Genomic DNA, 22588 nt, shown 5'->3' with positions numbered 1-22588 from the left:
ACTCTGCCCATGCCACGCGTCCTGCTCATCGAAGACGATCCCTCCGTCCGCGAGGGGATCGAGCTCGGCCTGCGCCGCCGCGGGCACGAGCTCCGCACCGCCGTCAGCGGAGAGGCGGGACTGGCCGCCATCGACGCGTTCCACCCCGACCTCCTCCTGCTCGACCTCATGCTGCCCGGCATGAACGGAGTCCAGGTCTGCCGGCAGGTGCGCGAGACGAGCTCGCTTCCGATCATCATGCTCACCGCCCGCGGCGACGACTTCGACGTCGTGGTCGGCCTGGAGGCCGGAGCCGACGACTACATCGTCAAACCCGCGCGCACCGAGGTCATCGAGGCCCGCATCCGGGCCGTCCTGCGCCGCATCGAGGAACCCTCCGGCCGCGATGCCGTGGAGTTCCACGGCGACCTCGCCCTCGACCGCGCCGGGCTGAACGTCGCCAAGTCCGGCGAGCGGCTCGCGCTGGCCCCCTCCGAGCTCAGGCTCCTGCTCTACCTGACCGCCGTACCCGAGCAGGTGTTCAGCCGGCAGCAACTCCTCGAACAGGTCTGGGAGCACAGCTACCACGGTGACGCCCGCCTGGTGGACGCCTGCGTACGACGCCTCCGCCACAAGATCGAGGACGTCCCCGGCAGTCCCCGCTACATCCAGACCCTGCGCGGCTTCGGTTACCGGTTCGGACCCCTGTGAGCCGCACCAGAGCCCGCGTCGGGCTCCGCACCCGCCTGGTCCTGGCCTTTCTCCTCGTCGCCGCCGTGAGCGCCGGGACCACCGCGGTCCTCACCTACCGGGAGGCGCGCAACGCGATCCTCGACCAGGCCCAGAACACCGCGGTGTCCTCCTTCCGCGACCAGGTGCAGCAACTACCCACCTCCCTGCCCGTCGAGCCCGCGTCCCTGCGGGAGGACCTGCGGCGCATCGCGCGCGCGGGCAAGCCGCATCCATGGGTGGTGTTCGCCGAGTACGGCTCGCTCCGCCTGTCCTCCGGCACCCACCCCGTCTCGACGGTCGTCACCGCCGCGCTGCGCACCGCCGCGCTCGCCCATCCCCGGGGCAGCTTCCAGCGCGTCGACCGGGACGGAACGCCCTGGCTGACCGTCGCCGTTCCGACGATGTTCCGGATCGGGAAGGTCGCGCGCCCCACCGGGCTGGTGCTGTACGCCGTGATGCCGCTGACGGACGAGGAGGACAACATCCGGGCCATGGTCACGGCGGCCCGGGACGGAGCCCTGCCGGCGCTCGCCCTGGCGCTGCTGCCCGCTCTGCTGGCCGCCCGCAGCGTGCTGCGCCCGGTCCGCGACCTGCGCACCGCCGCGCAGAACATGGGAAGCGGCCGTCTGGACACCCGCATCCAGGTCAAGGGCAGCGACGAACTCGCCGAGTTGGCACGTACGTTCAACGAGTCCGCCGTCGAGCTGGAGCGTTCCGTCGGTGAACTCCGGGACGCCGAGGCCCGCGCCCGCCGCTTCGCCTCCGACGTCTCCCACGAACTGCGCACCCCCCTCGCCGGAATGCTCGCCGTCACCGAGGTGCTGGACGAGGACGCAGACCGTCTCGCCCCCGACACCGCCGCGGCCGTCCGGCTGGTCAGCGCGGAGACGGGCAAGCTGGCGGTACTGGTCGAGGACCTGATGGAGATCTCCCGGTTCGACGCCCGCGCCGCGGAACTCAACACCGACGAGATCGACGTCGCACAGGCCATCCGCAAGACCCTGACGAACCGTCACTGGACCGATCCGGCGCAGGTGGCCACCGACCTGCCCGACGGCATCCGGGCCCGCCTCGACCCACGGCGCTTCGACATCGTCGTCGCCAACCTGGTGGGCAACGCCCTGCGCCACGGCAGCGCACCCGTCCTGATCCGGCTGCGCGCCACGACGGGCCCCGGCGACGCCACCGCGGCCTTCGCTCCCGAGCCGGGCTTCAGGACGGCCCCCGACCGGCTCGTCGTCGAGGTCAGCGACCGCGGCCCCGGCATCGACACGGAGGCACTGCCGCATGTCTTCGAGCGCTTCTACAAGGCGGACGCGGCCCGCACCCGCTCGCGGGGCAGCGGCCTCGGCCTGGCGATCACCCTGGAGAACGTGCGCCTGCACGGAGGACGGGTGCACGCCGGCAACGCCCCCCACGGGGGCGCCGTCTTCACCGTGGAGATACCCCTGACGGGCGCGGGGGCAGCGCAGTGAGGTCTCCCTCGTGCCGCGCCGTCCGCGCCGCGGCGGCCTGCGCAGCGGCCGCCGCCCTGCTCGCCGGGTGCGGAGTGCGACAGACCGGGGTCATCGAAGCCGGCGGCCCCGCCACCGTCGCCGTGATGACATCGAGCCCCGGCCAGTACCTGCTGCTGTACTTCCTCTCCTCGGACGACCGCCCGACACCGGTGTACAGAACCTTCCCGGCCGCCGACGGAGCGGGTACGTCGACCCCGCTGTCGGGGCCGAAGGGCCTCGGCCTGCTGTTCATCGGGCCGCGCAGCGACGAGACCGCGGCCGGGCTCCACACCGAGTTGCCCAGGCTCCGGGGAAGAGCGGACACGACGGTGACGGACGCGGGGGCGACCGTCACCGTGCCCTTCCCCGTCCGGACGCTCTCGGCCCCCGCGGTGCTCCAGATCGTGTGCACGGCCACCTACATGGAGAGCGACGGTCTCGCCCCGGTCACCGTCCGGGGGCCGGACGGCTCCCTCCCGGCCGCCCGCTGCCCCTGACGGCCCCGGCTCGACCCCGGACCCACCGGGGGAGGGGCACCACGCGCGGGCGGGGAACGCCCCGGACCCCGTCGGGCCCGGCGTCGACGCCGGTCGCCCCGCGCCGGAGGGCGGACAACGGGGCGCACCACCCTCGCCGACCGGCCCGAAGCCGTCGCCGTCGCCGTCGGCCGCGGCGGGCCGGGCCCGTCCCCTGATCGCTGCGGTCGCGCATGCTCGCCGGCCCATGGCGGAGTCGCTCCCGAGCGTCCCGCCGCCGGGCTTGCGCCCGCTCCGTCGCGGTCCTGCGCTCCGGGTCAGGTGCCCTCGTCCAGACCCCAGCTGTGGACGCGCTCCGGACGGATGCGGATCACCTCCTCGCTGAAGTGAGGACCCAGGTCGTGCGGGCCGACCAGCAGCTCCGCCTCCCCGCGGATCTCGACGCCGCGCACCCGCCACGGCCGCAGGCTCACGATGTCGTCGACGACCAGCGCGATCTTCGGGTTCTTGCGCAGATTGCGCCACTTCTTGGTGCTGCCCATCGCGAAACCGCCGATCAGGACCGTGCCGTCGGCCTGGAGGCGGAATCCGACCGGGTTCGCCTGCGGCTGCCCGTGCGGATCGACCGTGGCCATACGGCCCAGCCGCTGCGACCGCAGGTACGCCTGCTCGGCCTCGGTGAGATGCGTCGTCATACCGGTAGCCAAACACGCACCGCGGCCCCGCACATCGGATGATGGCCGTAGGACCCGGGGCCTACGGCCCTCCAGCCCCTCCGTCCCCTCGACCGTCAGCCCCCGAACACCGCTCCCAGCCACGCCCCCACGATCAGCAGGCACGCGAACAGTTCCGCCAGGACGCTCCAGCCACCCGACCGCATCGCCGTGCGCAGCGCGGCCCGTGCCTGGCCGTGCCCGCCCAGGCGCAGCCGCTCGGACAGGTAGATGCCGGCCAGGAAGCCCGGGATCGCGCCGATCACCGGGAGCACGACGAACCCGGCCACGGCACCGACCCCCGCGTACACGCCCATGCGCGGGGTGGCGCCGCTCGTGCGCAGCCGGCGCGGCGGCAGCGCCCACCGCACCACCTGCGCCAGCAGCAGCGCCGCGGTCGCCCCGACCAGGACGCCCCAGGCCACCGGCTGGGGGTCCTGCAACGACCACCACAGGATCGCGGCCCACACGAGCCACGACCCCGGAACCCCGGGCACCAGCACTCCGCACAGGCCGAGCAGCAGCACCACGCCGACCAGCAGGAGTTCCCACGCTCCCATCTGCCCAGAGTGCCGGACGCCGGGAGAACACGCAGGTGAAGGCGTACGCCCGCGAACACCTCAGGACGCCGGAGGCTCCGGCGGGGACGGCTGCCCCGCTCGCGCCACCCAGCCCCGTCCGTGGGCGTGCCGGCCCAGTTGCAGCCGGTTCGTCACGCCGGTCGGTTCCATCAGCCGCCGCACCCGTCGCTGCACGGTCCGCAGCCCCAGGTCGAGCTGCTTGGCGACGCTCGCGTCGGTCAGCCCGGCCAGCAGCAGGGAGAGGATCTCCAGGTCGGTGCCGTCCGGACCCTGCGGGCTCTGCTCGGTGACGCCGGACGGGCCGAGCCGCAGCGGCAGGGCGTCCCGCCACACCGACTCGAACAGGCCCGACAGCAGCTCCAGCAGCCCGCCGGCGTGCACGACGAGCGCGGCGGGCTCGGCGCTGTGCAGGGTCAGCGGGACCAGGGCGAGCGACCGGTCGGCGACGACCAGCTCCGTGGGCACCCTGTCCACGATCCGTACCTGCTCGAAAGGTGGGCCCACTGCGGTCCCCGTGATCATCGCGTATGCGTCCGCGCGCCGTCCCCTCGGTGGGCGATGAGGGCCGCGCCGTACTCAGGAACGTGACCCGGACCCAGGATGCGCGGGCGCGCGCAGGGGATCCGGGGCCGGGTCACCCAGGTGCCGCCGGGCGGCTCTCTCATGGGGGGTGGAGCCGCCCGGCGGCCCTCGAAGGCCCTTCGCTCGCACGGGTTTCCGGCGGCTCGCCCGACACGCCGTTCGATCCGGACCGGCGTGCCGGATTTTCCCGATGCCCCGTTTTCATGCGCCCCGCGCGGTGGACAATTAGGGGCATGAGCCAGCAGGGGGGTAGGCCCGCCGGACACGGGGACGACTGGTGGGCACAGCTGTACGACGACGTCACCGAGGACACGGGCGCCACGGCCACGCCCGACACCCTGGACGACCGCTTCGCGTCCGCCGCCGGGACGTTGGGTCCGCCGCCGGCTCCCCCGACTCCGCCCCCGCCGGACCCCGTCCCCCCGCAGCGGCACGGCCCGCCGGGCCGGTCCGACGAGGCCGCGCCACCTCCCGACGGTGCGCTGCGCCCCGGGGCGGATGCCGAGACGCTCCGGCGTACCCGGCCGAGGGCCCCCTGGGAGCCGCCGCCCTCCACTCCTGCGGCCCCGGCGACCTTCCCTCCGGGACCGATGCCCCCGGGATTCACCCAGCGGGCCCCCGGTGACCGCACGACCTCCCCGGGCGCCGCCCCGTCGGCACCGTCGGACGCCGACACGGCCGCGGGGTCGGCCGACGCCGTGCCGCCGTCCTCGTGGCCCGCCCCTCCGGGCTTCCCGCCGCTTCCCGGGGGCACCGCCCCGGCGGAGGGGCCGTCGGCGCCCCGCGGACCGGCGCGGAGCGACGCAGCCGGCGGCAGTGTTCCGGGCGCCGGTGCGAGGGCCGGGCGCGAGGACGACGCCGAGCCCGCGCCGCCCGCCGGGGACCGGCCCCCCGCTCCCGGTCCGGGCCGAGCCGCCGGCGCGGCGCCGCCCCCGCCCGGCGGCCCCACCCCGCAGGTGGCCCCGGGACCCGCAGGGGACCCCGGCGTGCCCGCAGAGCCCGCCCCGCGCGCGGACCCGGCTCCCCGCGTCCCTGCGCCTCCCACCGGTGCTTCCCCTGCTCCTGCCCCTGCCTCCGCCTCCGTCCAGCAGGCTGTTCGTACCGCGACCTGCGTCGACCTCCCCGCGCAGCCGGCGGCGCCCCCGCCCTTCGTCGGTTCGCGTCCCCCCACCTACGACGCCGAGCCCACCGCCCTGCCCCCCGCCGACCCCGACGAACTGGGCGGGCTGGTGGCGGACACCGTGCTGGACGGGGCGCGGTACGGGGCCTGCGCGCTGCGCGCTGTGTCCGTGCGGGGTGACTCCGCGCGCTACCGGGGGGAGCTGCGGCGGGACTCACTGCTCACCGCGCGGTTCGGGACGGGGGACCAGGCGCTGGTGCTGGTCGCGATGGCGACCGGCGCGCGGGCCACGGCCGGCGCGCACCGCGCGGCCGCGGAGGCCTGCCGGTGGATCGGCCGGGCCGTGGGGCGCAGCCACGCCCGGCTCGTCGAGGACATCCGGGCCGCCCGTCGCGAGGACCTCAAGTCGGGGCTGCACCGCCTCACCGACCGCAGCCTCAAACGGCTCCGCGCGAGCGCGGCCGAGCAGGGCCTGAATCCGGAGGAGTACGCGGCCACCCTGCGCTGCCTGCTGCTGCCCGCCGACCCCGAGTGCCGGATCCGGGTGTTCTTCGGTGCCGGCGCCGGCGGTCTGTTCCGCCTGCGGGACGGCGACTGGCGGGACATCGAACCGCCGGTCGGCGAGGTCGCCGGCGAGCCCGTCGTCGGATTCGGCTCACCACCGGCCGAGACCCCCGAGGGCGACCGCCTCACCATGGACCTCGGCGTCCCGACACCACCGAGCCCGTACGAGCCGGCCCCGGAGCCACCGCGTGAGCCGTTCCGGTTCCGCGCCTCTGTAGCCCGTCCGGGTGATGTGCTGCTGATGTGCACGGCGGGTCTCGCCGAGCCCCTGCGGGGCGAGGCCGAGCTGTCCCGGTACCTGGCGGGCCGGTGGGCGGCGCCCGCTCCGCCCGGCCTCGCGGCCTACCTCTCGGACATCCAGGTCCGGGTGAAGGGGTACGCCGACGACCGCACGGCCGCCGCCGTGTGGGAGGCGTGACCGAGTTCGCTGTGCAACGGTGTGGGCGGCGCGGTATCTCCCGCCCGACGGGCGCCGCCGCGTCATCGGCTCGACTCCCGCCGGTGATCTCGGGTGTCGGCCCTCCCGCCCCGCCCGTCCGGCCTGGCGGATGCACACGGTCCGCGGAGGGGTCGGATTCCGGCCAACTTCGCCGTGTGCGGCGGGGTTGGCGAGCCCAGCTGCGGCGCTCCGCCGCCGGGGGGTGACCGTGCGTGGCCGCGGTCCGGCGCCGGCGGCTGCGCACCCGTCTCCGAGGGCGGCTGTCGGTGGCCCGGGCGGGTACGGCGGTTTCGGCAGGGCGGGGTCGGCGGCTCGTGCCCTTTCCGGTGGCCCCTGCGGTCCGGGGCGCCTACGCGCCGTGTGGAGAGGGCGGGCCGGGCATCCGACGGGTGCGGCAGCCGTGGCGCCGGCCGTCCCCTCCGGGGCCGTTCGGCGTCCCGCCAGGCCCCTTCGGGCCGTGGCGGTTCCGGCCACCGCTCCTGCGGCGCGTTCGGGCCGCGGAGACTGTGCGGACATCTGCGCGGAACCCGACGGACACCTGTTCGCAGCCCTGCCGCGGGTGTCCCGCACATGGCCGAACACCTGGTCGTTGACGGTTCGACATGACTGCCGCCGGAGTGAGGGGGCAAGCATCCCGTGAACGTGTTCGAGCAGGAGGGGACCGACATCGGCACGCGGGCGGGGGTCATGAAGAGGCAGGCACGAGGAAGCGGACCGATCATGTTCGGGGCCACCTCGACACAGACGCAGACGCAGACGGACATGGTGGCGGACGAGACCGGTCCGACCCTGGACCTGCCGGCGGTGCCCCGGCTGGAGCGCCGGATCGCGCGGGCCGACCTCAAGGGAGTGCCCGAGGCGCGCCGGGCACTGCGGGAACTGCTGCGGCACTGGGGGAGGCCGGGGCGCTCGGAGACGGCGGAACTGCTCACCAGTGAACTCGTCACCAACGCGCTGGTGCACACCGACCGCGACGCGGTCCTGACGGCCGTCGTCGGATCCGGCACCCTGCGGGTGGAGGTGCGGGACTTCACGGCGCGCAGACCCCGGCTGCGCGTACCGGTCCCCGACGACGGCACACACGGCCGGGGTCTGATGCTGGTTCAGTGCCTCGCGGACGCCTGGGGCGTGACGGCGCACGGCACGGGCAAGGTGGTCTGGTTCGAGCTGGCGGCCGGACCCGGATGACCGGGACCCGCGGCAACGGGAAGGGGGCGCGGCAGTCGTGCGCGCCGCGCCCCCTTCCCATGACGGCCGGTTCCGTCCCGCCCCTTCCCCCGGAGTTCTAACCGAACTGCTGCTCCAGATCCTTGAGCTTGCGCTCCAGGGAGTCGAGCCGCGGCAGGGCCTGGGTGTCGTCCTCCGCGGTGAGGTCGACGGTGACCGCGTCGGAACTCCTACGTACGGGCTGGAGGGAGGGGCGTGAGCGTACGGGCAGCTGCTCCGGCGCCGATATGGCGGGCTCCGCGGACACCCGTTCGGAGTCCCGCTCCACCGAGTGCACCTCCACCTCGCGGCCGGTCCCCCGGCCGACGAAGCCGCGGTGGCCTCGGCTGATCGCCTTGAGCTGGGCCCGCTCCACGCGCTCCTTCTCGCGGCGCAGGCGGCGCGTCTCCTCCTTCTGGCGCTTGTCCTCGCGCACCTCGTCCACGGCCTCGTCCAGGCTGCGCACGCCCTCCAGGAGCATCAGGGACCAGGCCCTGTAGGTCTCGCGAGGCGCCCTCAGCCAGCGCACGATGCGGATCTGCGGCAGCGGACGCGGGATCAGGCCCTGCTCGCGCAGCGCCGCACGGCGGGTCTGCTTCAGCGCCCGGTCGAACAGCACCGCGGCCGACAGCGACATGCCCGCGAAGAAGTGCGGAGCACCCGCGTGCCCGAGGCCGCGCGGTGCGTGGACCCAGTTGAACCAGGCCGCGGCACCCGCGAACGTCCACACGAGTATGCGGGAGCCGAGTGCGGCGTCACCGTGGCTGGCCTCGCGCACGGCGAGCACGGAGCAGAACATCGCCGCGCCGTCCAGGCCGAACGGGACCAGGTACTCCCAGCCGCCGGTCAGATTCAGGTTCTGCTGGCCGAAGCCGACCAGACCGTGGAAGGACAGTGCCGCTGCCACCGCCGCACAGCAGAACAGCAGCACGTAGGAGGCGGTGCCGTAGATGGCCTCCTTGCGCCTGCGGCGCTCCTCCGCGCGCTCCCACGAGTCTTCCGTCTTCGCGTGCTCCCCGGAGGAGCGCTTGCCGCGCGCGAGTACCGCCACCGCCGCCAGCATGCCCAGGAGCAGTACGGCGCCCGGAAGCAGCCAGTTCAGCGATATGTCGGTCAGTCTCATCTGGGGTCCCTTGCATTGGGATAGGGCGTAACGCCCGCCATAGTGGCCCAATCCCACCGGCCCTCAGGGGGTTTCGGGGCAAGAGGCCGCCAAGGAGGTGCAAGGGGATGCCCAGGGCAGCTTTCTGCTCGAACTGCCGCTTGAGGGGCGGGAGTTGAGTTCGAATAAGACTACCCGGAGGGGTGGTTCCACGGAAAGTTCCTGCGACAGGTGAGGAAAACGTGAAACGGCTGTGACCTGTCGGCTGTCCTGTTCACGTCGATCTTACGGGACGCGCACCCGTCGCCGGGCCCGATCGGGCTTCTTGGCCCGGGTTTTGAGGGTGGCTCACGTGTTCCTGTGCTCGCTCGGCGCGGGTGCGTGGTCCGGTTCGCGGAGGGGTGGGCGAGGGAGGCCCCGAACAGCCCCCGAGGGGCTCCCGGTGAGGCAAGCCTTGCCTTATCGGATGGGGGTGGGGTTTGAACTGGGCGGTTCTCCGCCTATGGTGCTTGACGGCCGAGTAACAACCCGCCGTAATGACCCCAAGTACTGACAAGCCGGAGGAGGACCCGTGGATCAGGGGGTGCAGGGCTCCACCGGAACAGGGATCCCCTCGACGCGTGAGCGTCCCGCACCGGTGTCCGCACCGGTGCCCGTGCAGCCGTGCGCCGCGGACGCCGACGCGCGGGGCGGGCGGCAACGGGCGACGGACGCCGATGCCGTCCGAGGCGAGCACACGCACGGTGAGCAGCCGATTCCGCGGCCGGCCGTGCAGCGGCCGTCCGTGCGCGGGCAGATCCTCTCCGCGCTGCGCACCGCCCTCGTGGCGGGGGAGCTGCGGCCCGGCGAGGTGTACTCGGCGCCCGTGCTCGGCGAGCGCTTCGGCGTCTCGGCGACGCCCGTACGGGAGGCCATGCAGCAGCTGGCTCTCGAAGGCGCCGTCGAGGTCGTGCCCAACCGGGGCTTCCGGGTCGTCGAGCGCGACGCGCGGGAGCTGGCCGAGCTGGCGGAGGTCCGGGCCCTGATCGAGGTGCCGGTGATGCTGCGGCTGGCGCGCGCCGTACCGGTGGAACGCTGGGCAGGCCTGCGCCCGCTCGCCGAGGCGACGGTGCGGGCCGCGTCCTCCGGGTGCCGGGCCACGTACGCCGAGTCCGACCGGGCCTTCCACCGGGCGGTGCTGGCCCTCGCGGGCAACGAGCAGCTGATCCGTATCGCCGACGATCTGCACCGGCGGGCGCAGTGGCCACTGGCGGGCGGGCCGGTGCGGAACGGGCGGGCCGCCCTCCTGGCGGACGCGGCGGAGCACACGGCCCTGCTGGACGCGCTGACCGCCGGGGACCTGAGCGTGGTGCAGGCCCTGGTGGGCGAGCACTTCGCCGGCGCGCCCTGAGCACCACCGCCCAAAGGCCTGCACGGCCCGGGGGCGACGGGGACGGCTCCCGGCACGGCCGAGGTGCCGACGCGCGGCCCTCCCGGGCAGCCGTCCTCGGCGCTCCGCGTGCGGTCGGGCCTTCTCACGGGAGCGCAAGGGTTCACCGCGGCGTCCGAACGCCCCCTGCCGCCGCCGTGCCGCCCGGCGTCCCCGCCCGGGCTCCCCGTCTGCCCGGGCTCCCCGCGCGGCGAGGACCCGTAGGTGTGGCGGCGCGTGGGTGCCCCGGACATCGCGCCCGTCCCTCCCCGGCCGTGCCGTTCCCCCGGCGGGATTCCTCGGTGCCGCCCCGTAGTGGCCCGCAGGGGCGCCCCCGCGGGCCACTACGGGTGCCTGCGCCCCCTGCGGCACGGCCGCACGGCACCCGCGCGGCACCCACGGCGCGCGAGCACGTCACTCGTGCCGCACGCCATGTGCCGCGCGCCATTCGTGCCGTACACCGCACGCGACCGGGCTCCGCACACCGCACGTGTTTCGCACCCCGCACGCGTCCGGGCTCCCCGCATCGCACGCGGCCGCGCCCGGCCGGGGCCGCGGCCCCGGCCCGGTGTCGCCGGGATGTCAGGCCGTCGCCGGTGCCGTCCCCGTCGCCGGTGGGGCCAGCTGCCGGGCCAGCCAGGTCGGGACGCCGCCCAGCAGGCGGAACAGCCGGCGGGCCTCCTCCCGGAGGCGGGATGCCTCGGGCTCCGTCTCCGTGTCCGCGAGCGACACCAGTGCCGGGGCCGTTCCCACCAGGTATCCCAGCTCCTCGCGGATCCGCAGCGACTCGGCGAAGCCGTGCCGGGCCTCCGCCAGCTCGCCGTCGCGCAGGGCGAGTCCGGCGAGATGGCGCCAGGTGAAGGACAGCAGGAGGGGGTCGGAGCCCGCGGTGGCGCCCGCGTGCGCCCGGCGGTAGGCGGCGCGGGCGGCCTGCGGGGCGCGCGCCAGGTTCTCGGCGAGCAGACCGCGCCGGAAGTCCAGCAGGGCCCGCCCCGGCGCCCCCGGCGGGATCAGGGCCGCCGCCCGGCCCAGCGCGGCCCGCGCCTCGTCGTCCCGGTCGCGCACGCCGAGCAGCGTGGCCGCGTAGGCCACGTACCCGCGTTCACATGCCGCGGCCCCCCGCTCCTCGTCGCTGTGGGCGAGGGCCTCGGCGGTGCGCAGAGCGTCCTCGGCGTCCTCCCAGCCCTGCTCGGTGTACAGACATCGCTCCGCCAGCAGTGCGGCCCGCTGCAGCGCCGCGGCCGGCGTGACCGGTGTCAGCAGGGCCGCCGCATCGGCCCAGCAGGCGCGTGAGCGCAGCCGCCACACCGCGGTCTGGAGCGGATCGTCACCGGCGGTCGTTCCCGAACCAGACATGGCGGTATGCGCCACGTTGCCCTCCCCGAGCACGCCATCGAGCTTTGAGTGGTGGCGGCATTCCAGCACCAATGATGGCATCGGGCCAAGGGGGTGGGTGAAGGATTTCACAAAGTCGTGGGGCTTCGGGGCGCTCCGGGTTTCAGCTCATGCGCAGTGCCAGGAAGAAGTCCAGCTTGTCCTCCAGGCGCGACAGGTCACGACTCGTCAACTGCTCGATTCGCCCGACCCGGTAGCGCAGCGTGTTGACGTGCAGGTGGAGCCGGGACGCGCAGCGCGTCCAGGAGCCGTCGCAGTCCAGGAAGGCCTCCAGGGTCGGGATGAGCTCGGCGCGGTGGCGGCGGTCGTAGTCGCGCAGCGGGTCCAGCAGGCGGGCGGTGAAGGCCCGTCGGACGTCGTCGGGGACGAACGGCAGCAGCAGCACGTGCGAAGCGAGCTCCTGGTGGCCCGCGGCGCAGACCCGGCCCGGCCGCGCCGCCGCCACCCGCCGGGCGTGCCGGGCCTCCTCCAGGGCACCGCGCAGGCCCTCCGCCGAGTGCACGGCCGCGCTGACGCCGAGCGTGAGCCGCCCGTCGCCGTCCAGGCCGGCCGACAGCGGATCCCGGACGGACTGCAGCAGCTGATCGGCGAGGACCCCGGTCTCCGAGCCGTCGTGCTCGGCGGAGACGGCCGGCAGCGGCACCAGGGCGATGGCCTCGTCGCCGGTGTGCGCCACCGCGATCCGGTCGGAGGGCTCGGGGCCGGTGGACAGCGGGTCGACGAGGACCTCCTCCAGCAGGGACTGGGCCACCGGGCCGCCGTCGGCCTCCCCGCCGTCCCACTCGACGCGGGCCACGACGACCTGCCAGTGCGGGGCCGCGCCGAGGCCGGGCAGCAGCACCGGCGCGGCGACCCGGAGCCGGGCGGCGATCTCCGCGGGCGCGGCGCCCGTCTGCACCAGCTCCAGCACCTCCTGCGCGAGCCGGCGGCGCACCGTGCGGGCGGCGTCGCGCCGGTCCCGCTCGACGGCGATCAGCTGGGTGACGCCCTGGAGCAGGTCGAGCCGCTCCTCGGGCCAGTCGGAGGCGTCGGCCTCGACGGCCAGCAGCCAGTCCGACAGGACCGTCCCCCGCACGTCGCGGGCGGCCTGCGGGGCGCGTCCGCCGCTGCGGATCGGGAAGAGCGAGTACGCGGTGGTGTCCAGGGTGACCCGGTGCGGGCCGCGGCGGCCGGTGCGGGACGCCGCCAGGTGCTCGGCCGCGAGCCGCGCGCACGTCTCGCCGGGCAGTGCCGGGCCCGCCACCTTGGAGCCAGCGATCAGCCTTCCGGTGGGGGACAGCACCCAGGCCCGCAGGTCCAGGTCGGATCCGAGCAGGTCCAGGACCACGTCCGGGCCGCCGCCCGCCGGGCCGGAGGTCATCATCCGCCGGTGCCGGTCCACGACCGCCGCGAGGTCCCCGGCCCGCTCGCCGCTGACCTGCCGGACGACGTGCTCGGTGATCGTGGCGAACGCCACCGACTCGTGGACCGCGAACAGCGGCAGGCGGTGTCGGGCGCAGGCCGCCACCAGGTCGTCCGGGACGTCCCCGAGCTCCGCCTCGCCGGCCGCCAGCGCGGCCACCCCGGCCTGCACCAGGATCCGGACGAACGGCTCGGAGTCGGCGGCGTCCCGTCGCCAGGCCAGGCCCGTCAGGACCAGCTCGCCGCCCGAGAGGTAGCGGCTGGGATCCCGCAGGTCGGTGGTCATCACGCCCCGCACGGTGCGGTCCAGCTCGTCCTCGCCGCCGAGCAGCCTGAGGCCCAGCGCGTCGGTGTCCAGCAGTGCGCGCAGCCGCATTCTCGTCGCCGCCGTTCTCTGTCTCGAAATCTTCGATGGGGATGGGGCCCTGTGGCGCTCGGGCCGGGCCGGCGGGTGACCGCCGTGCGGAGGATGTCTGCGCGGCCGTGACCGGCCACGTCTCACGTTTCCACAGGAAAACGCAGAGGTTACGGATGACCTCTGTTCATACGAATCTACAAGATGACCTCCCTGGCCAGCCAACTCCTTCATGGTTTCCGTGACTGACCCCGGTGGAGCACGGAGCGGTGTACTGACCCCACTCCGCGTAAACAGCACATGAACGAGCCGGGACCGCCGCACACGGATTGGCTCAATCTGTACGACTCACGAGACGGAAGAAGAGAGCCGGTCATGGACTTCCTTCGCCCCGCCAGCTGGGGGGAGGCGCTCGCCGCCAAGGCAGCGCATCCCACGGCTGTGCCGATTGCGGGTGGCACCGACGTGATGGTCGAGATCAACTTCGACCACCGCCGGCCCGAGTACCTCTTGGACCTCAACCGCATCGGCGACCTCCGGGAGTGGGAGGTCGGCGAGGAGAGCGTACGGCTGGGCGCCTCCGTGCCGTACACGCAGATCATGGAGAACCTGCGTGCCGAGCTGCCCGGGCTGGCCCTCGCCTCGCACACGGTCGCCTCCCCGCAGATCCGCAACCGCGGCGGCGTCGGCGGCAACCTCGGCACCGCCTCCCCGGCCGGCGACGCCCACCCGGCCCTGCTGGCGGCCGGCGCCGAGGTCGAGGTCGAGTCGGCGGCCCGCGGCACCCGGCTGATCCCGATCGACGACTTCTACACCGGCGTCAAGCGCAACGCGCTCCAGCCCGACGAGCTGATCCGCGCCGTGCACGTCGCCAAGGCCGACGGCCCGCAGCAGTACTCCAAGGTCGGCACCCGCAACGCCATGGTCATCGCCGTGTGCGCGTTCGGCCTCGCCCTGCACCCCGCGACCCGCACCGTGCGCACCGGCATCGGCTCGGCCGCGCCCACCCCGATCCGGGCGAAGGCGGCCGAGGAGTTCCTCGACGCAGCGCTCGACGAGGGCGGCTTCTGGGACAACGGAAAGATCATCACCCCGTCGGTCGCCAAGCAGTTCGCCGAGCTGTGCTCGGCCGCCTGCAACCCGATCGACGACGTCCGGGGCACCGCGAGCTACCGGCGCCACGCGGTCGGCGTCATGGCCCGCCGCACGCTGACCTGGACCTGGGAGTCGTACCGCGGCACCCGCCGCACCTCGGAGGGAGCTGCGTAATGCGCGTCAACTTCACTGTCAACGGACGCCCCCAGGAGGCCGACGACGTGTGGGAGGGCGAGTCCCTGCTGTACGTCCTGCGCGAGCGCCTCGGCCTGCCCGGCTCCAAGAACGCCTGCGAACAGGGCGAGTGCGGCTCCTGCACCGTGCGCCTGGACGGCGTGCCGGTCTGCTCCTGCCTGGTCGCCGCCGGCCAGGTGGAGGGCCGCGAGGTCGTCACCGTGGAGGGCCTGGCGGACCACGCCAAGCAGCGCGCCGAGGGCGGCTGCGCGAACGGGGCCTGCGGCACCTCGCTGGACGAGGCGAAGGCGTGGCAGGCCAAGGGCACCGACTCGCAGACCGGCGAGGGCACCGAACTGTCCCCGATCCAGCAGGCGTTCATCGACGCCGGCGCCGTCCAGTGCGGCTTCTGCACACCCGGCCTGCTCGTCGCCGCCGACGAGATGCTGGAGCGCACCCCGAACCCGACCGACGCGGACATCCGCGAGGCGCTGTCGGGCAACCTGTGCCGCTGCACGGGCTACGAGAAGATCATGGACGCGGTCCGCCTGGCCGCCGCCCGCCAGTCCGAGGGGGTCTGACCATGCCTGCCAACGGCGTTCCCACCAAGATCACGCAGGGCTCGCAGACCAAGGGCGGCATCGGGGAGTCCACGCTCCGCCCGGACGGCACCCTGAAGGTCACCGGCGAGTTCGCGTACTCGTCCGACATGTGGCACGAGGACATGCTCTGGGGCCAGATCCTGCGCTCCACCGTCGCCCACGCCGAGATCGTGTCGATCGACACGTCCCAGGCCCTGGCGCTGCCCGGCGTGTACGCGGTCATGACCTACGACGACCTGCCCACCGAGGTGAAGAACTACGGCCTGGAGATCCAGGACACCCCGGTCCTGGCCCACGGCAAGGTCCGCCACCACGGCGAGCCCGTCGCGATCGTCGCCGCCGACCACCCCGAGACCGCCCGCCGCGCCGCCGCCAAGATCCACGTGGAGTACCGCGAACTCCCCGTCATCACCGACGAGGCGTCGGCGGTCGCCCCCGACGCGCTCCTCGTCCACGAGGGCCGCGACGACCACCACGCCGGGCACGTCCCGCACCCCAACGTCGTGCACCGTCAGCCCATCGTCCGCGGCGACGCCGCCGCGGCCGCGCGGCGCGCCGACGCCGTCGTCACCGGCGAGTACACCTTCGGCATGCAGGACCAGGCCTTCCTCGGCCCCGAGTCCGGGCTCGCCGTACCGGAGGAGGACGGCGGCGTCCACCTCTACATCGCCACCCAGTGGCTCCACTCCGACCTGCGCCAGATCGCGCCCGTCCTCGGCCTGCCCGAGGACAAGGTGCGGATGACGCTGGCCGGCGTCGGCGGCGCTTTCGGCGGCCGCGAGGACCTGTCGATGCAGATCCACGCCTGCCTCCTCGCGCTGCGCACCGGCAAGCCGGTGAAGATCGTCTACAACCGGTTCGAGTCCTTCTTCGGACACGTCCACCGCCACCCGGCGAAGCTGTACTACGAGCACGGCGCCACCAAGGACGGCAAGCTCACGCACATCAAGTGCCGGATCGTCCTGGACGGCGGCGCCTACGCCTCCGCCTCCCCGGCGGTCGTCGGCAACGCCGCGTCCCTGTCGGTCGGCCCGTACGTGGTGGACGACGTCGACATCGAGGCCATCGCCCTCTACACCAACAACCCGCCCTGCGGCGCCATGCGCGGCTTCGGCGCGGTCCAGGCGTGCTTCGCCTACGAGGCGCAGATGGACAAGCTGGCGAAGAAGCTGGGCATGGACCCGGTGGAGCTGCGCCGGCTGAACGCGATGGAGCAGGGCACGATCATGCCCACGGGCCAGCCCGTCGACTCCCCGGCCCCCGTCGCCGAACTCCTGCGCCGCGTCAAGGCGATGCCCATGCCGCCCGAGCGCCAGTGGGAGTCCAGCGAGGGCGCCGACGTCCGGCAGCTGCCCGGCGGCCTGTCCAACACCACGCACGGCGAGGGCGTCGTACGCGGTGTCGGCTACGCGGTCGGCATCAAGAACGTCGGCTTCTCCGAGGGGTTCGACGACTACTCCACGGCACGCGTGCGCATGGAGGTCGTCGCCGGTGAACCGGTCGCCACCGTGCACACCGCGATGGCGGAGGTCGGCCAGGGCGGCGTCACCGTCCACGCGCAGATCGCCCGCACCGAGCTCGGCGTCACCCAGGTGACCATCCACCCCGCCGACACCCAGGTGGGCTCGGCCGGTTCGACGTCCGCCTCCCGGCAGACGTACGTCACCGGCGGCGCCGTGAAGAACGCGTGCGAACTGGTCAGGGAGAAGGTCCTGGAGATCGGGCGCCGGAGGTTCGGCTCCCACCACCCGGCCTGGGCGACCGCCGAACTGCTGCTGGAGGGCGGCAAGGTGGTCACCGACGCCGGTGAGGTGCTCGCCGACCTCGTCGACGTCCTGGAGGGCGAGGCGGTCGAGATCGAACGGGAGTGGCGGCACCGCCCGACCGAGGCCTTCGACCTGCGCACCGGCCAGGGCAACGGCCATGTGCAGTACTCCTTCGCCGCACACCGCGCCGTCGTCGAGGTCGACACCGAACTCGGCCTGGTCAAGGTGATCGAGCTGGCCTGCGCCCAGGACGTCGGCAAGGCGCTCAACCCGCTCTCCGTCGTCGGCCAGATCCAGGGCGGCACGACCCAGGGACTGGGCGTCGCGGTGATGGAGGAGATCATCGTCGACCCGAAGACCGCGAAGGTGCGCAACCCCTCCTTCACCGACTACCTGATCCCCACCATCCTCGACACGCCGACCATCCCGGTCGACGTCCTCGAACTCGCCGACGAGCACGCCCCCTACGGCCTGCGCGGCATCGGCGAGGCGCCGACCCTGTCGTCGACGCCGGCCGTCCTCGCGGCCATCCGCGCCGCCACCGGCCTGGAGCTCGACCGCACCCCGGTGCGGCCCGAGCACCTGACCGGCACGGCATAGCCCCCGAACTCTCCGGGCGGCGCAGGGAACGTCACACACTCCGCGCGCCGCCCGGAGGAACCCTCTTTGAGTCCGCTCCGCTCGCGGTCCTCGAAGCACCAGCAGTTTCGTTCGTCTCGGGCCGTCCCCCGGGTCGTCCATTCCCAAATCCCGCCGCCACGGCACCTTCGACTGCCGCGGTCAGGATGCGGGTGCCCCTTTGAACCTTGGGAGATGGCACCATGACCCAGCAGTCAGTGGAGCCCAGAACCACCGCCGAGGACGCGGGCGCGGGCAGCCGCGTCCCGGCCGGCCGGTCCTGGCTCGACCGGTACTTCCACATATCCCAGCGGGGATCCACCGTCGCGACCGAAGTGCGCGGCGGCGTCACCACCTTCATGGCGATGGCGTACATCCTGCTGCTCAACCCCCTGATCCTGTCCGGAAAGGACGCGGCGGGGGACACGCTCGGCCAGAAGGCCCTGATCACCGCCACCGCGTTCGCCGCGGCCGCCACCACGCTCCTGATGGGCTTCGCCGGCAAGGTGCCGCTCGCCCTCGCCGCGGGCCTCTCGGTCTCCGGCGTCATCTCCTCCCAGGTCGCCCCGCAGATGACCTGGCCGCAGGCGATGGGCATGTGCGTGATGTACGGCGTCGTCATCATGCTGCTGGTCGTCACCGGCCTGCGCGAGATGATCATGAACGCGATCCCGCTCGCCCTCAAGCACGGCATCACGATGGGCATCGGCCTGTTCATCGCCCTCATCGGGTTCTTCAAGGCCGGCTTCGTCCACCAGGGCAAGGCCACCCCGCTGTCCCTCGGCCCCGCCGGTGAACTGGCCGGCTGGCCGGTCCTGCTCTTCGCCGGCACCCTCCTGCTGATCTTCATGCTGCAGGCCCGCAACGTCCCCGGCGCCATCCTCATCGGCATCGTCTCCGGCACCGTCGTCGCCGCGATCCTCAACGGCGCCGGCGTCATCAAGGCCGGCGCCTGGTCCAACGGCGCCCCCGAACTCCACGGCAGCGCGGTGTCGATGCCCGACTTCTCGCTCTTCGGGCACGTCGAGTTCGGCGGCTGGGGCGAGGTCGGCGCCATGACCGTCGGCATGATCGTCTTCACCCTGGTGCTCGCCGGGTTCTTCGACGCCATGGCCACCATCATCGGCGTCGGCACCGAGGCCAAGCTCGCCGACGACAGGGGCCGCATGCCGGGCCTGTCGAAGGCGCTGTTCATCGACGGCGCCGGCGGCGCGATCGGCGGCGTCGCGGGCGGCTCCGGCCAGACGGTCTTCATCGAGTCGGCGACCGGAGTCGGCGAGGGCGCCCGCACGGGGCTGGCCTCCGTCGTCACCGGCCTGTTCTTCGCGGCCTGCCTCTTCTTCACCCCGCTGACGGCGATCGTGCCGCAGGAGGTCGCCTCCGCCGCCCTGGTGGTCATCGGAGCGATGATGCTGATGAACGCCCGGCACGTCGACTGGGCCGACCGGGCCACCGCGATCCCGGTGTTCCTGACGGTCGTGCTGATGCCGTTCACGTACACCATCACCACGGGCGTGGCCGCCGGCGTCGTCTCGTACGTCGCCATCAAGGCCGCCCAGGGCAAGGCCCGCGAGATCGGTGCCTTCATGTGGGGTCTGACCGCGATCTTCCTGGTCTACTTCGCCCTCAACCCGATCGAGAGCTGGCTGGGCGTGCACTAGCCGAGCTCTCCGAGAGCCCGCCACACCACCGCCTTTAAGGAGACCGACAGATGCTGGACATCGCCGACGAGCTGAACCGGTGGGTCGAGCAGGGACGCGACTTCGCCGTCGCCACCGTGGTGGCCGTCGGCGGCAGCGCACCCCGCCAGCCCGGCGCCGCACTCGCGGTGGACGCCGACGGCACGGCGATCGGGTCGGTCTCCGGCGGTTGTGTGGAGGGCGCGGTGTACGAGCTGTGCCGGCAGGCGCTGACGGACGGCGAGACCGTCCTGGAGAGCTTCGGCTACAGCGACGACGACGCCTTCGCCGTCGGCCTGACCTGCGGCGGCGTCATCGACATCCTCGTCACCCCGGTGCGGGCCGGCGATCCGGCCCGCCCGACGGCCGCCGCAGCGCTCGCCGCCGCCGCCGGAGGGCGGGCGGCGGCCCTGGCACGGGTCGTGCGAGGCCCGGCCGACCTGCTGGGCCGGGCCCTGCTGGTCCACCCCGACGGCTCCGGCGCCGGCGGCCTCGGCGCCCACCCGGAGCTGGACCGCACGGTCGCCGCCGAGGCCCGCGCCTTCCTCGACGCCGGCCGCACCGGCACCCTGGAGATCGGTGAGCGGGGCTCCCGTTGCGGGGCGCCGCTCACCCTGCTCGTCGAGTCCTCCGTCCCCCCGCCCCGGATGATCGTCTTCGGCGCGATCGACTTCGCCTCGGCCCTGGTCCGCGTCGGACGGTTCCTCGGCTACCGCGTGACGGTGTGCGACGCCCGCCCCGTCTTCGCCACCCCCGCCCGCTTCCCCGACGCCGACGAGGTCGTCGTCGAGTGGCCCCACAAGTACCTCCGCCGCACCGACGTCGACGCCCGCACCGTCCTGTGCGTCCTCACCCACGACGCCAAGTTCGACGTGCCGCTGCTGAAGCTGGCGCTGCGGCTGCCGGTGGCCTACGTCGGCGCGATGGGCTCCCGCCGCACCCACCTGGACCGCAACCGGCGCCTGCGCGAGGTCGGCGTCACGGATCGGGAGCTGGCCCGGCTGCGTTCCCCGATCGGCCTCGACCTGGGCGCCCGCACCCCCGAGGAGACCGCCCTGTCCATCGCCGCGGAGATCGTCGCCGACCGGCGCGGCGGCAGCGGCGTGTCGCTGACGGGAGCACACACGCCGATCCACCACGACACGACGCCGCAAGCGGCGCAGCGGACCGGGGCGGTGGCCTGACGGCTCAGGACGCCCCCGTCGACAGGGCCGCCCTGGCCCGGCCGACCGTCAGCAGCAGATCGTCCAGGGCGTCTACGACGTCGTCGAGGACGGGGGGCGGCTGGAACGCGACATCCTCCCAGGGGCCCGGCACCTGCGGCAGTTCGCGCAGCAACTCGTTCGCCCGGGCCGCCACGTCGCGCAACAGGGCGACGGTCTCGCCCAGTTCGGCCCGCACGGGTCCGCCCTCGTCCTGGCCGCCGGCCAGGACGAGGGCGAACTCCGTTGCGTGGAACTGACGGCCTGGGCCGGCCCCCTCAGCTCCGTGGGGCGGACCGCGTTCAGCAGGCGCCGAGGGTGCTCGAAGGTCTCCCAGATGTCGTCGAGCACCTGAAACAGCGTCGGCTCGACCTGCCGTGACTCGGGAGGCCGTGACCCCACAGGCCGCGGCTGCGGAAACAGGGGCTCCGGAGGGGGCGTTGACGGCTCCGGCGGCGCCGCGGGAGCCGGAGCCGGTGCCCGTGGGGCGGCCGGCGCGGGGACGACAGCCTGCCGGCCCGAGTCGGCCGGACCCGGACCGCGCTGCACGGGACCGGGCCGCACGGGTGCGACGGGGACCGGATCGAGCGGGAACGGCGCCGGCGCGCGGTGCGGGGGCCGCACCCCCACCGCGTCGAGGTACGCCCCGCCCGCCGCGGCGGCCAGACGCAAGAACCACCAGCGCTCCGCGTCGGCATAGCGCTCCCGCGCGGTGACCGCCAGCGCTCCCGCCTGGAGCGCCAGGAACCACTGCTCCCGCCAACCGGGGTTGATGCCCAGGCGCGCGCCCCAGTCGATCCACACACCGCGCAACCGCTCCACGGTCCGGGCCAGTTGCTGCGGGATCAGCGGTCCCGTGCACACGACGGTGTCGCCGCTCAGCGCGGTGAGCAACTCCTCGCGGGCCTCGTCGGACAGGTGCGGCAGGAACGAGTCGGCGATCAGGCACACCAGCAGATGTACCGGGTCCCGGGCCAGCAGCGCGTCCTTGTGGAACCGGGACAGGTCCACCAGCCAGTACGCGTCGGCGGACGCCGCCTCGCGCACCGGCGTCATGATGTTGCCCGGGTGCAGGTCTCCGTGCGCGTGACCGCGTGGCGCGAAGCGCAGGGCGCAGGTGCCCAGCGGTGAACCCGACTCCAGGAACAGGGGGTTCGGCAGCGGCCGGCCGCGCCCGGGGAAGGTGAACCACGGCTCGGTGTCCACGGCCGGACCGAGCCGCGTGCGTGCCCAGGAGCGCAGGACGCCGTCCCCGTCGGCGCGCGCCCCGAGGATCAGGGCGACGAACCTCGCCGCGGACAGGGGCGTGTCCTCGCCGCCGGCCGAGGTGCCGAGGTCCCGGCCGCGGGTCGAGGGACGCGGGTTCCAGCCGAACAGGACTCCGTGGGTGATGCTCGCGACGAGTTCGGGCAGCCGTGGTGTGCGGCCCAGTTCCGCGAGGGTCGTCGTCTCCTCCTTCCCGTCGCCGGCCGGGAACTGGAACATGATCCAGGAGCCGTCCAGCTTCAGGAAGTGGAGGTCGAGCCCCACCAGATGCCGTGCGGTGAACTCCTCGGTGCCCCGCTCGCGCAGGTCCAGCGCCGCCCGATGGTTCGCCGGCTCCGCCTCGGCGTCCGCCGACGATCCGACGAGCTTGATGATGCGCACGCCCCCCGTACTCGGTGAACTCGCCGGCATCCGCAGATAGGCCGAGACGAGCTTGCCGCCGCTGCCGCCCGTCCGGAGGGTCCTCGGCCCCTCCAGCTCCATGCCGTTCACGCGGAGCCACTCGGCGAGCCGGAGATCCAGGGTCGCGTCGCCGAACACCTTCTGCGCCTGGGGCGGAGGATGCGCCATGCGTCCAGTATGAAGGGGGCGGACCCGCTCCGATCAACCGTGCGAGAAGAACCCCCGCGTGTGGTAT

Annotated in this window: 17 protein-coding genes and 1 pseudogene; 11 read left to right on the top strand and 7 right to left on the bottom strand. The window is 73.9% G+C overall.

The features are described from left to right. Positions 1 to 9: 9 nt before the first annotated feature. The 3 genes from JS756_RS11145 to JS756_RS11135 all read left to right on the top strand — a co-directional run bounded on the left by JS756_RS11145 (position 10) and on the right by JS756_RS11135 (position 2704). Positions 10 to 690, top strand: a complete 681-nt coding sequence (locus JS756_RS11145; protein WP_205382854.1) for a response regulator — start codon at positions 10 to 12, stop codon at positions 688 to 690. Beyond that, a complete protein-coding gene (locus JS756_RS11140) occupies positions 687 to 2186 on the top strand; it encodes a sensor histidine kinase (RefSeq protein ID WP_205382853.1) in 1500 nt (499 codons plus the stop codon). Before JS756_RS11145 ends, JS756_RS11140 begins: the two co-directional genes overlap by 4 nt. Before the next feature lie 125 nt (positions 2187 to 2311). After that, positions 2312 to 2704 (top strand): hypothetical protein, encoded by a 393-nt coding sequence (locus JS756_RS11135; protein WP_205382852.1) that lies wholly within the window; start codon positions 2312 to 2314, stop codon positions 2702 to 2704. A 296-nt stretch (positions 2705 to 3000) separates the two neighbouring features. Here JS756_RS11135 and JS756_RS11130 read toward each other — a convergent pair whose 3' ends face one another. The 3 genes and pseudogenes from JS756_RS11130 to JS756_RS11120 all read right to left on the bottom strand — a co-directional run. Continuing rightward, positions 3001 to 3378, bottom strand: coding sequence for a PPOX class F420-dependent oxidoreductase (locus JS756_RS11130; protein ID WP_205382851.1), 378 nt, complete (start codon positions 3376 to 3378; stop codon positions 3001 to 3003). 95 nt (positions 3379 to 3473) lie between these two features. After that, positions 3474 to 3956, bottom strand: a complete 483-nt coding sequence (locus JS756_RS11125) for a DUF456 domain-containing protein (RefSeq protein ID WP_205382850.1) — start codon at positions 3954 to 3956, stop codon at positions 3474 to 3476. A 60-nt stretch (positions 3957 to 4016) separates the two neighbouring features. Next, a pseudogene (locus JS756_RS11120) lies at positions 4017 to 4466 on the bottom strand (helix-turn-helix domain-containing protein); the annotation flags it as partial. A gap of 326 nt (positions 4467 to 4792) precedes the next feature. Here JS756_RS11120 and JS756_RS11115 point away from each other — a divergent pair. Together JS756_RS11115 and JS756_RS11110 are read left to right on the top strand one after the other, a co-directional pair. Further along, positions 4793 to 6661 (top strand): protein phosphatase 2C domain-containing protein, encoded by a 1869-nt coding sequence (locus tag JS756_RS11115; RefSeq protein ID WP_205382849.1) that lies wholly within the window; start codon positions 4793 to 4795, stop codon positions 6659 to 6661. 783 nt (positions 6662 to 7444) lie between these two features. Next, positions 7445 to 7870, top strand: coding sequence for an ATP-binding protein (locus JS756_RS11110; RefSeq protein WP_240203605.1), 426 nt, complete (start codon positions 7445 to 7447; stop codon positions 7868 to 7870). Between the two features lie 97 nt (positions 7871 to 7967). Here JS756_RS11110 and JS756_RS11105 read toward each other — a convergent pair whose 3' ends face one another. Next, positions 7968 to 9011 carry a DUF2637 domain-containing protein gene (locus JS756_RS11105; RefSeq protein WP_205382848.1) on the bottom strand — a complete coding sequence of 348 codons (1044 nt, stop codon included), beginning with the start codon at positions 9009 to 9011 and terminating at the stop codon, positions 7968 to 7970. 550 nt (positions 9012 to 9561) lie between these two features. Here JS756_RS11105 and JS756_RS11100 point away from each other — a divergent pair. After that, positions 9562 to 10380: a GntR family transcriptional regulator gene (locus JS756_RS11100; protein WP_205382847.1), complete on the top strand. Its 819-nt coding sequence runs from the start codon at positions 9562 to 9564 to the stop codon at positions 10378 to 10380. Positions 10381 to 10980: 600 nt separating this feature from the next. Here the strand turns inward: JS756_RS11100 and JS756_RS11095 are convergent. Further along, entirely contained in the window at positions 10981 to 11769 is a 789-nt protein-coding gene (locus JS756_RS11095) for a hypothetical protein (protein ID WP_205382846.1), read from the bottom strand. 127 nt (positions 11770 to 11896) lie between these two features. Then, entirely contained in the window at positions 11897 to 13570 is a 1674-nt protein-coding gene (locus JS756_RS11090; RefSeq protein ID WP_205382845.1) for a PucR family transcriptional regulator, read from the bottom strand. A 354-nt stretch (positions 13571 to 13924) separates the two neighbouring features. Here JS756_RS11090 and JS756_RS11085 point away from each other — a divergent pair, with 354 nt between their 5' ends. From JS756_RS11085 to JS756_RS11065, 5 genes are all read left to right on the top strand, one after another. Beyond that, positions 13925 to 14818, top strand: coding sequence for an FAD binding domain-containing protein (locus JS756_RS11085; RefSeq protein WP_205382844.1), 894 nt, complete (start codon positions 13925 to 13927; stop codon positions 14816 to 14818). After that, entirely contained in the window at positions 14818 to 15399 is a 582-nt protein-coding gene (locus JS756_RS11080) for a (2Fe-2S)-binding protein (RefSeq protein ID WP_205382843.1), read from the top strand. The genes JS756_RS11085 and JS756_RS11080 overlap by 1 nt, the downstream gene beginning before the upstream one ends. A 2-nt stretch (positions 15400 to 15401) precedes the next feature. After that, the gene (locus JS756_RS11075) at positions 15402 to 17786 is read left to right on the top strand and encodes a xanthine dehydrogenase family protein molybdopterin-binding subunit (protein WP_205382842.1); all 2385 of its coding nucleotides are present in this window, start codon (positions 15402 to 15404) and stop codon (positions 17784 to 17786) included. A 221-nt stretch (positions 17787 to 18007) separates the two neighbouring features. Next, complete coding sequence (locus JS756_RS11070) at positions 18008 to 19465, top strand: NCS2 family permease (RefSeq protein WP_205382841.1); 1458 nt, start codon at positions 18008 to 18010, stop codon at positions 19463 to 19465. A gap of 50 nt (positions 19466 to 19515) precedes the next feature. Next, positions 19516 to 20667, top strand: coding sequence for an XdhC family protein (locus JS756_RS11065; RefSeq protein ID WP_205382840.1), 1152 nt, complete (start codon positions 19516 to 19518; stop codon positions 20665 to 20667). 72 nt (positions 20668 to 20739) lie between these two features. Here the strand turns inward: JS756_RS11065 and JS756_RS11060 are convergent, their stop codons facing one another. Beyond that, a complete protein-coding gene (locus JS756_RS11060) occupies positions 20740 to 22521 on the bottom strand; it encodes a hypothetical protein (RefSeq protein WP_205382839.1) in 1782 nt (593 codons plus the stop codon). Positions 22522 to 22588 lie beyond the last annotated feature (67 nt).

The organism is Streptomyces actuosus (assembly GCF_016921115.1).
Classification (GTDB): domain Bacteria; phylum Actinomycetota; class Actinomycetes; order Streptomycetales; family Streptomycetaceae; genus Streptomyces; species Streptomyces actuosus_A.
The sequence above is the reverse complement of the archived record's forward strand: the minus strand, read 5'-3'. Positions and strand labels throughout refer to the sequence as shown.

Coding starts and splice junctions, on each gene's coding strand:
- JS756_RS11125 (WP_205382850.1), bottom strand. CDS start 3,956: ATGGGAGCGTGGGAACTCCTGCTGGTCGGCGTGGTGCTGCTGCTCGGC.
- JS756_RS11090 (WP_205382845.1), bottom strand. CDS start 13,570: ATGCGGCTGCGCGCACTGCTGGACACCGACGCGCTGGGCCTCAGGCTG.
- JS756_RS11115 (WP_205382849.1), top strand. CDS start 4,793: ATGAGCCAGCAGGGGGGTAGGCCCGCCGGACACGGGGACGACTGGTGG.
- JS756_RS11130 (WP_205382851.1), bottom strand. CDS start 3,378: ATGACGACGCATCTCACCGAGGCCGAGCAGGCGTACCTGCGGTCGCAG.
- JS756_RS11110 (WP_240203605.1), top strand. CDS start 7,445: ATGGTGGCGGACGAGACCGGTCCGACCCTGGACCTGCCGGCGGTGCCC.
- JS756_RS11105 (WP_205382848.1), bottom strand. CDS start 9,011: ATGAGACTGACCGACATATCGCTGAACTGGCTGCTTCCGGGCGCCGTA.
- JS756_RS11060 (WP_205382839.1), bottom strand. CDS start 22,521: ATGGCGCATCCTCCGCCCCAGGCGCAGAAGGTGTTCGGCGACGCGACC.
- JS756_RS11080 (WP_205382843.1), top strand. CDS start 14,818: ATGCGCGTCAACTTCACTGTCAACGGACGCCCCCAGGAGGCCGACGAC.
- JS756_RS11085 (WP_205382844.1), top strand. CDS start 13,925: ATGGACTTCCTTCGCCCCGCCAGCTGGGGGGAGGCGCTCGCCGCCAAG.
- JS756_RS11075 (WP_205382842.1), top strand. CDS start 15,402: ATGCCTGCCAACGGCGTTCCCACCAAGATCACGCAGGGCTCGCAGACC.
- JS756_RS11135 (WP_205382852.1), top strand. CDS start 2,312: ATGACATCGAGCCCCGGCCAGTACCTGCTGCTGTACTTCCTCTCCTCG.
- JS756_RS11065 (WP_205382840.1), top strand. CDS start 19,516: ATGCTGGACATCGCCGACGAGCTGAACCGGTGGGTCGAGCAGGGACGC.
- JS756_RS11070 (WP_205382841.1), top strand. CDS start 18,008: ATGACCCAGCAGTCAGTGGAGCCCAGAACCACCGCCGAGGACGCGGGC.
- JS756_RS11145 (WP_205382854.1), top strand. CDS start 10: ATGCCACGCGTCCTGCTCATCGAAGACGATCCCTCCGTCCGCGAGGGG.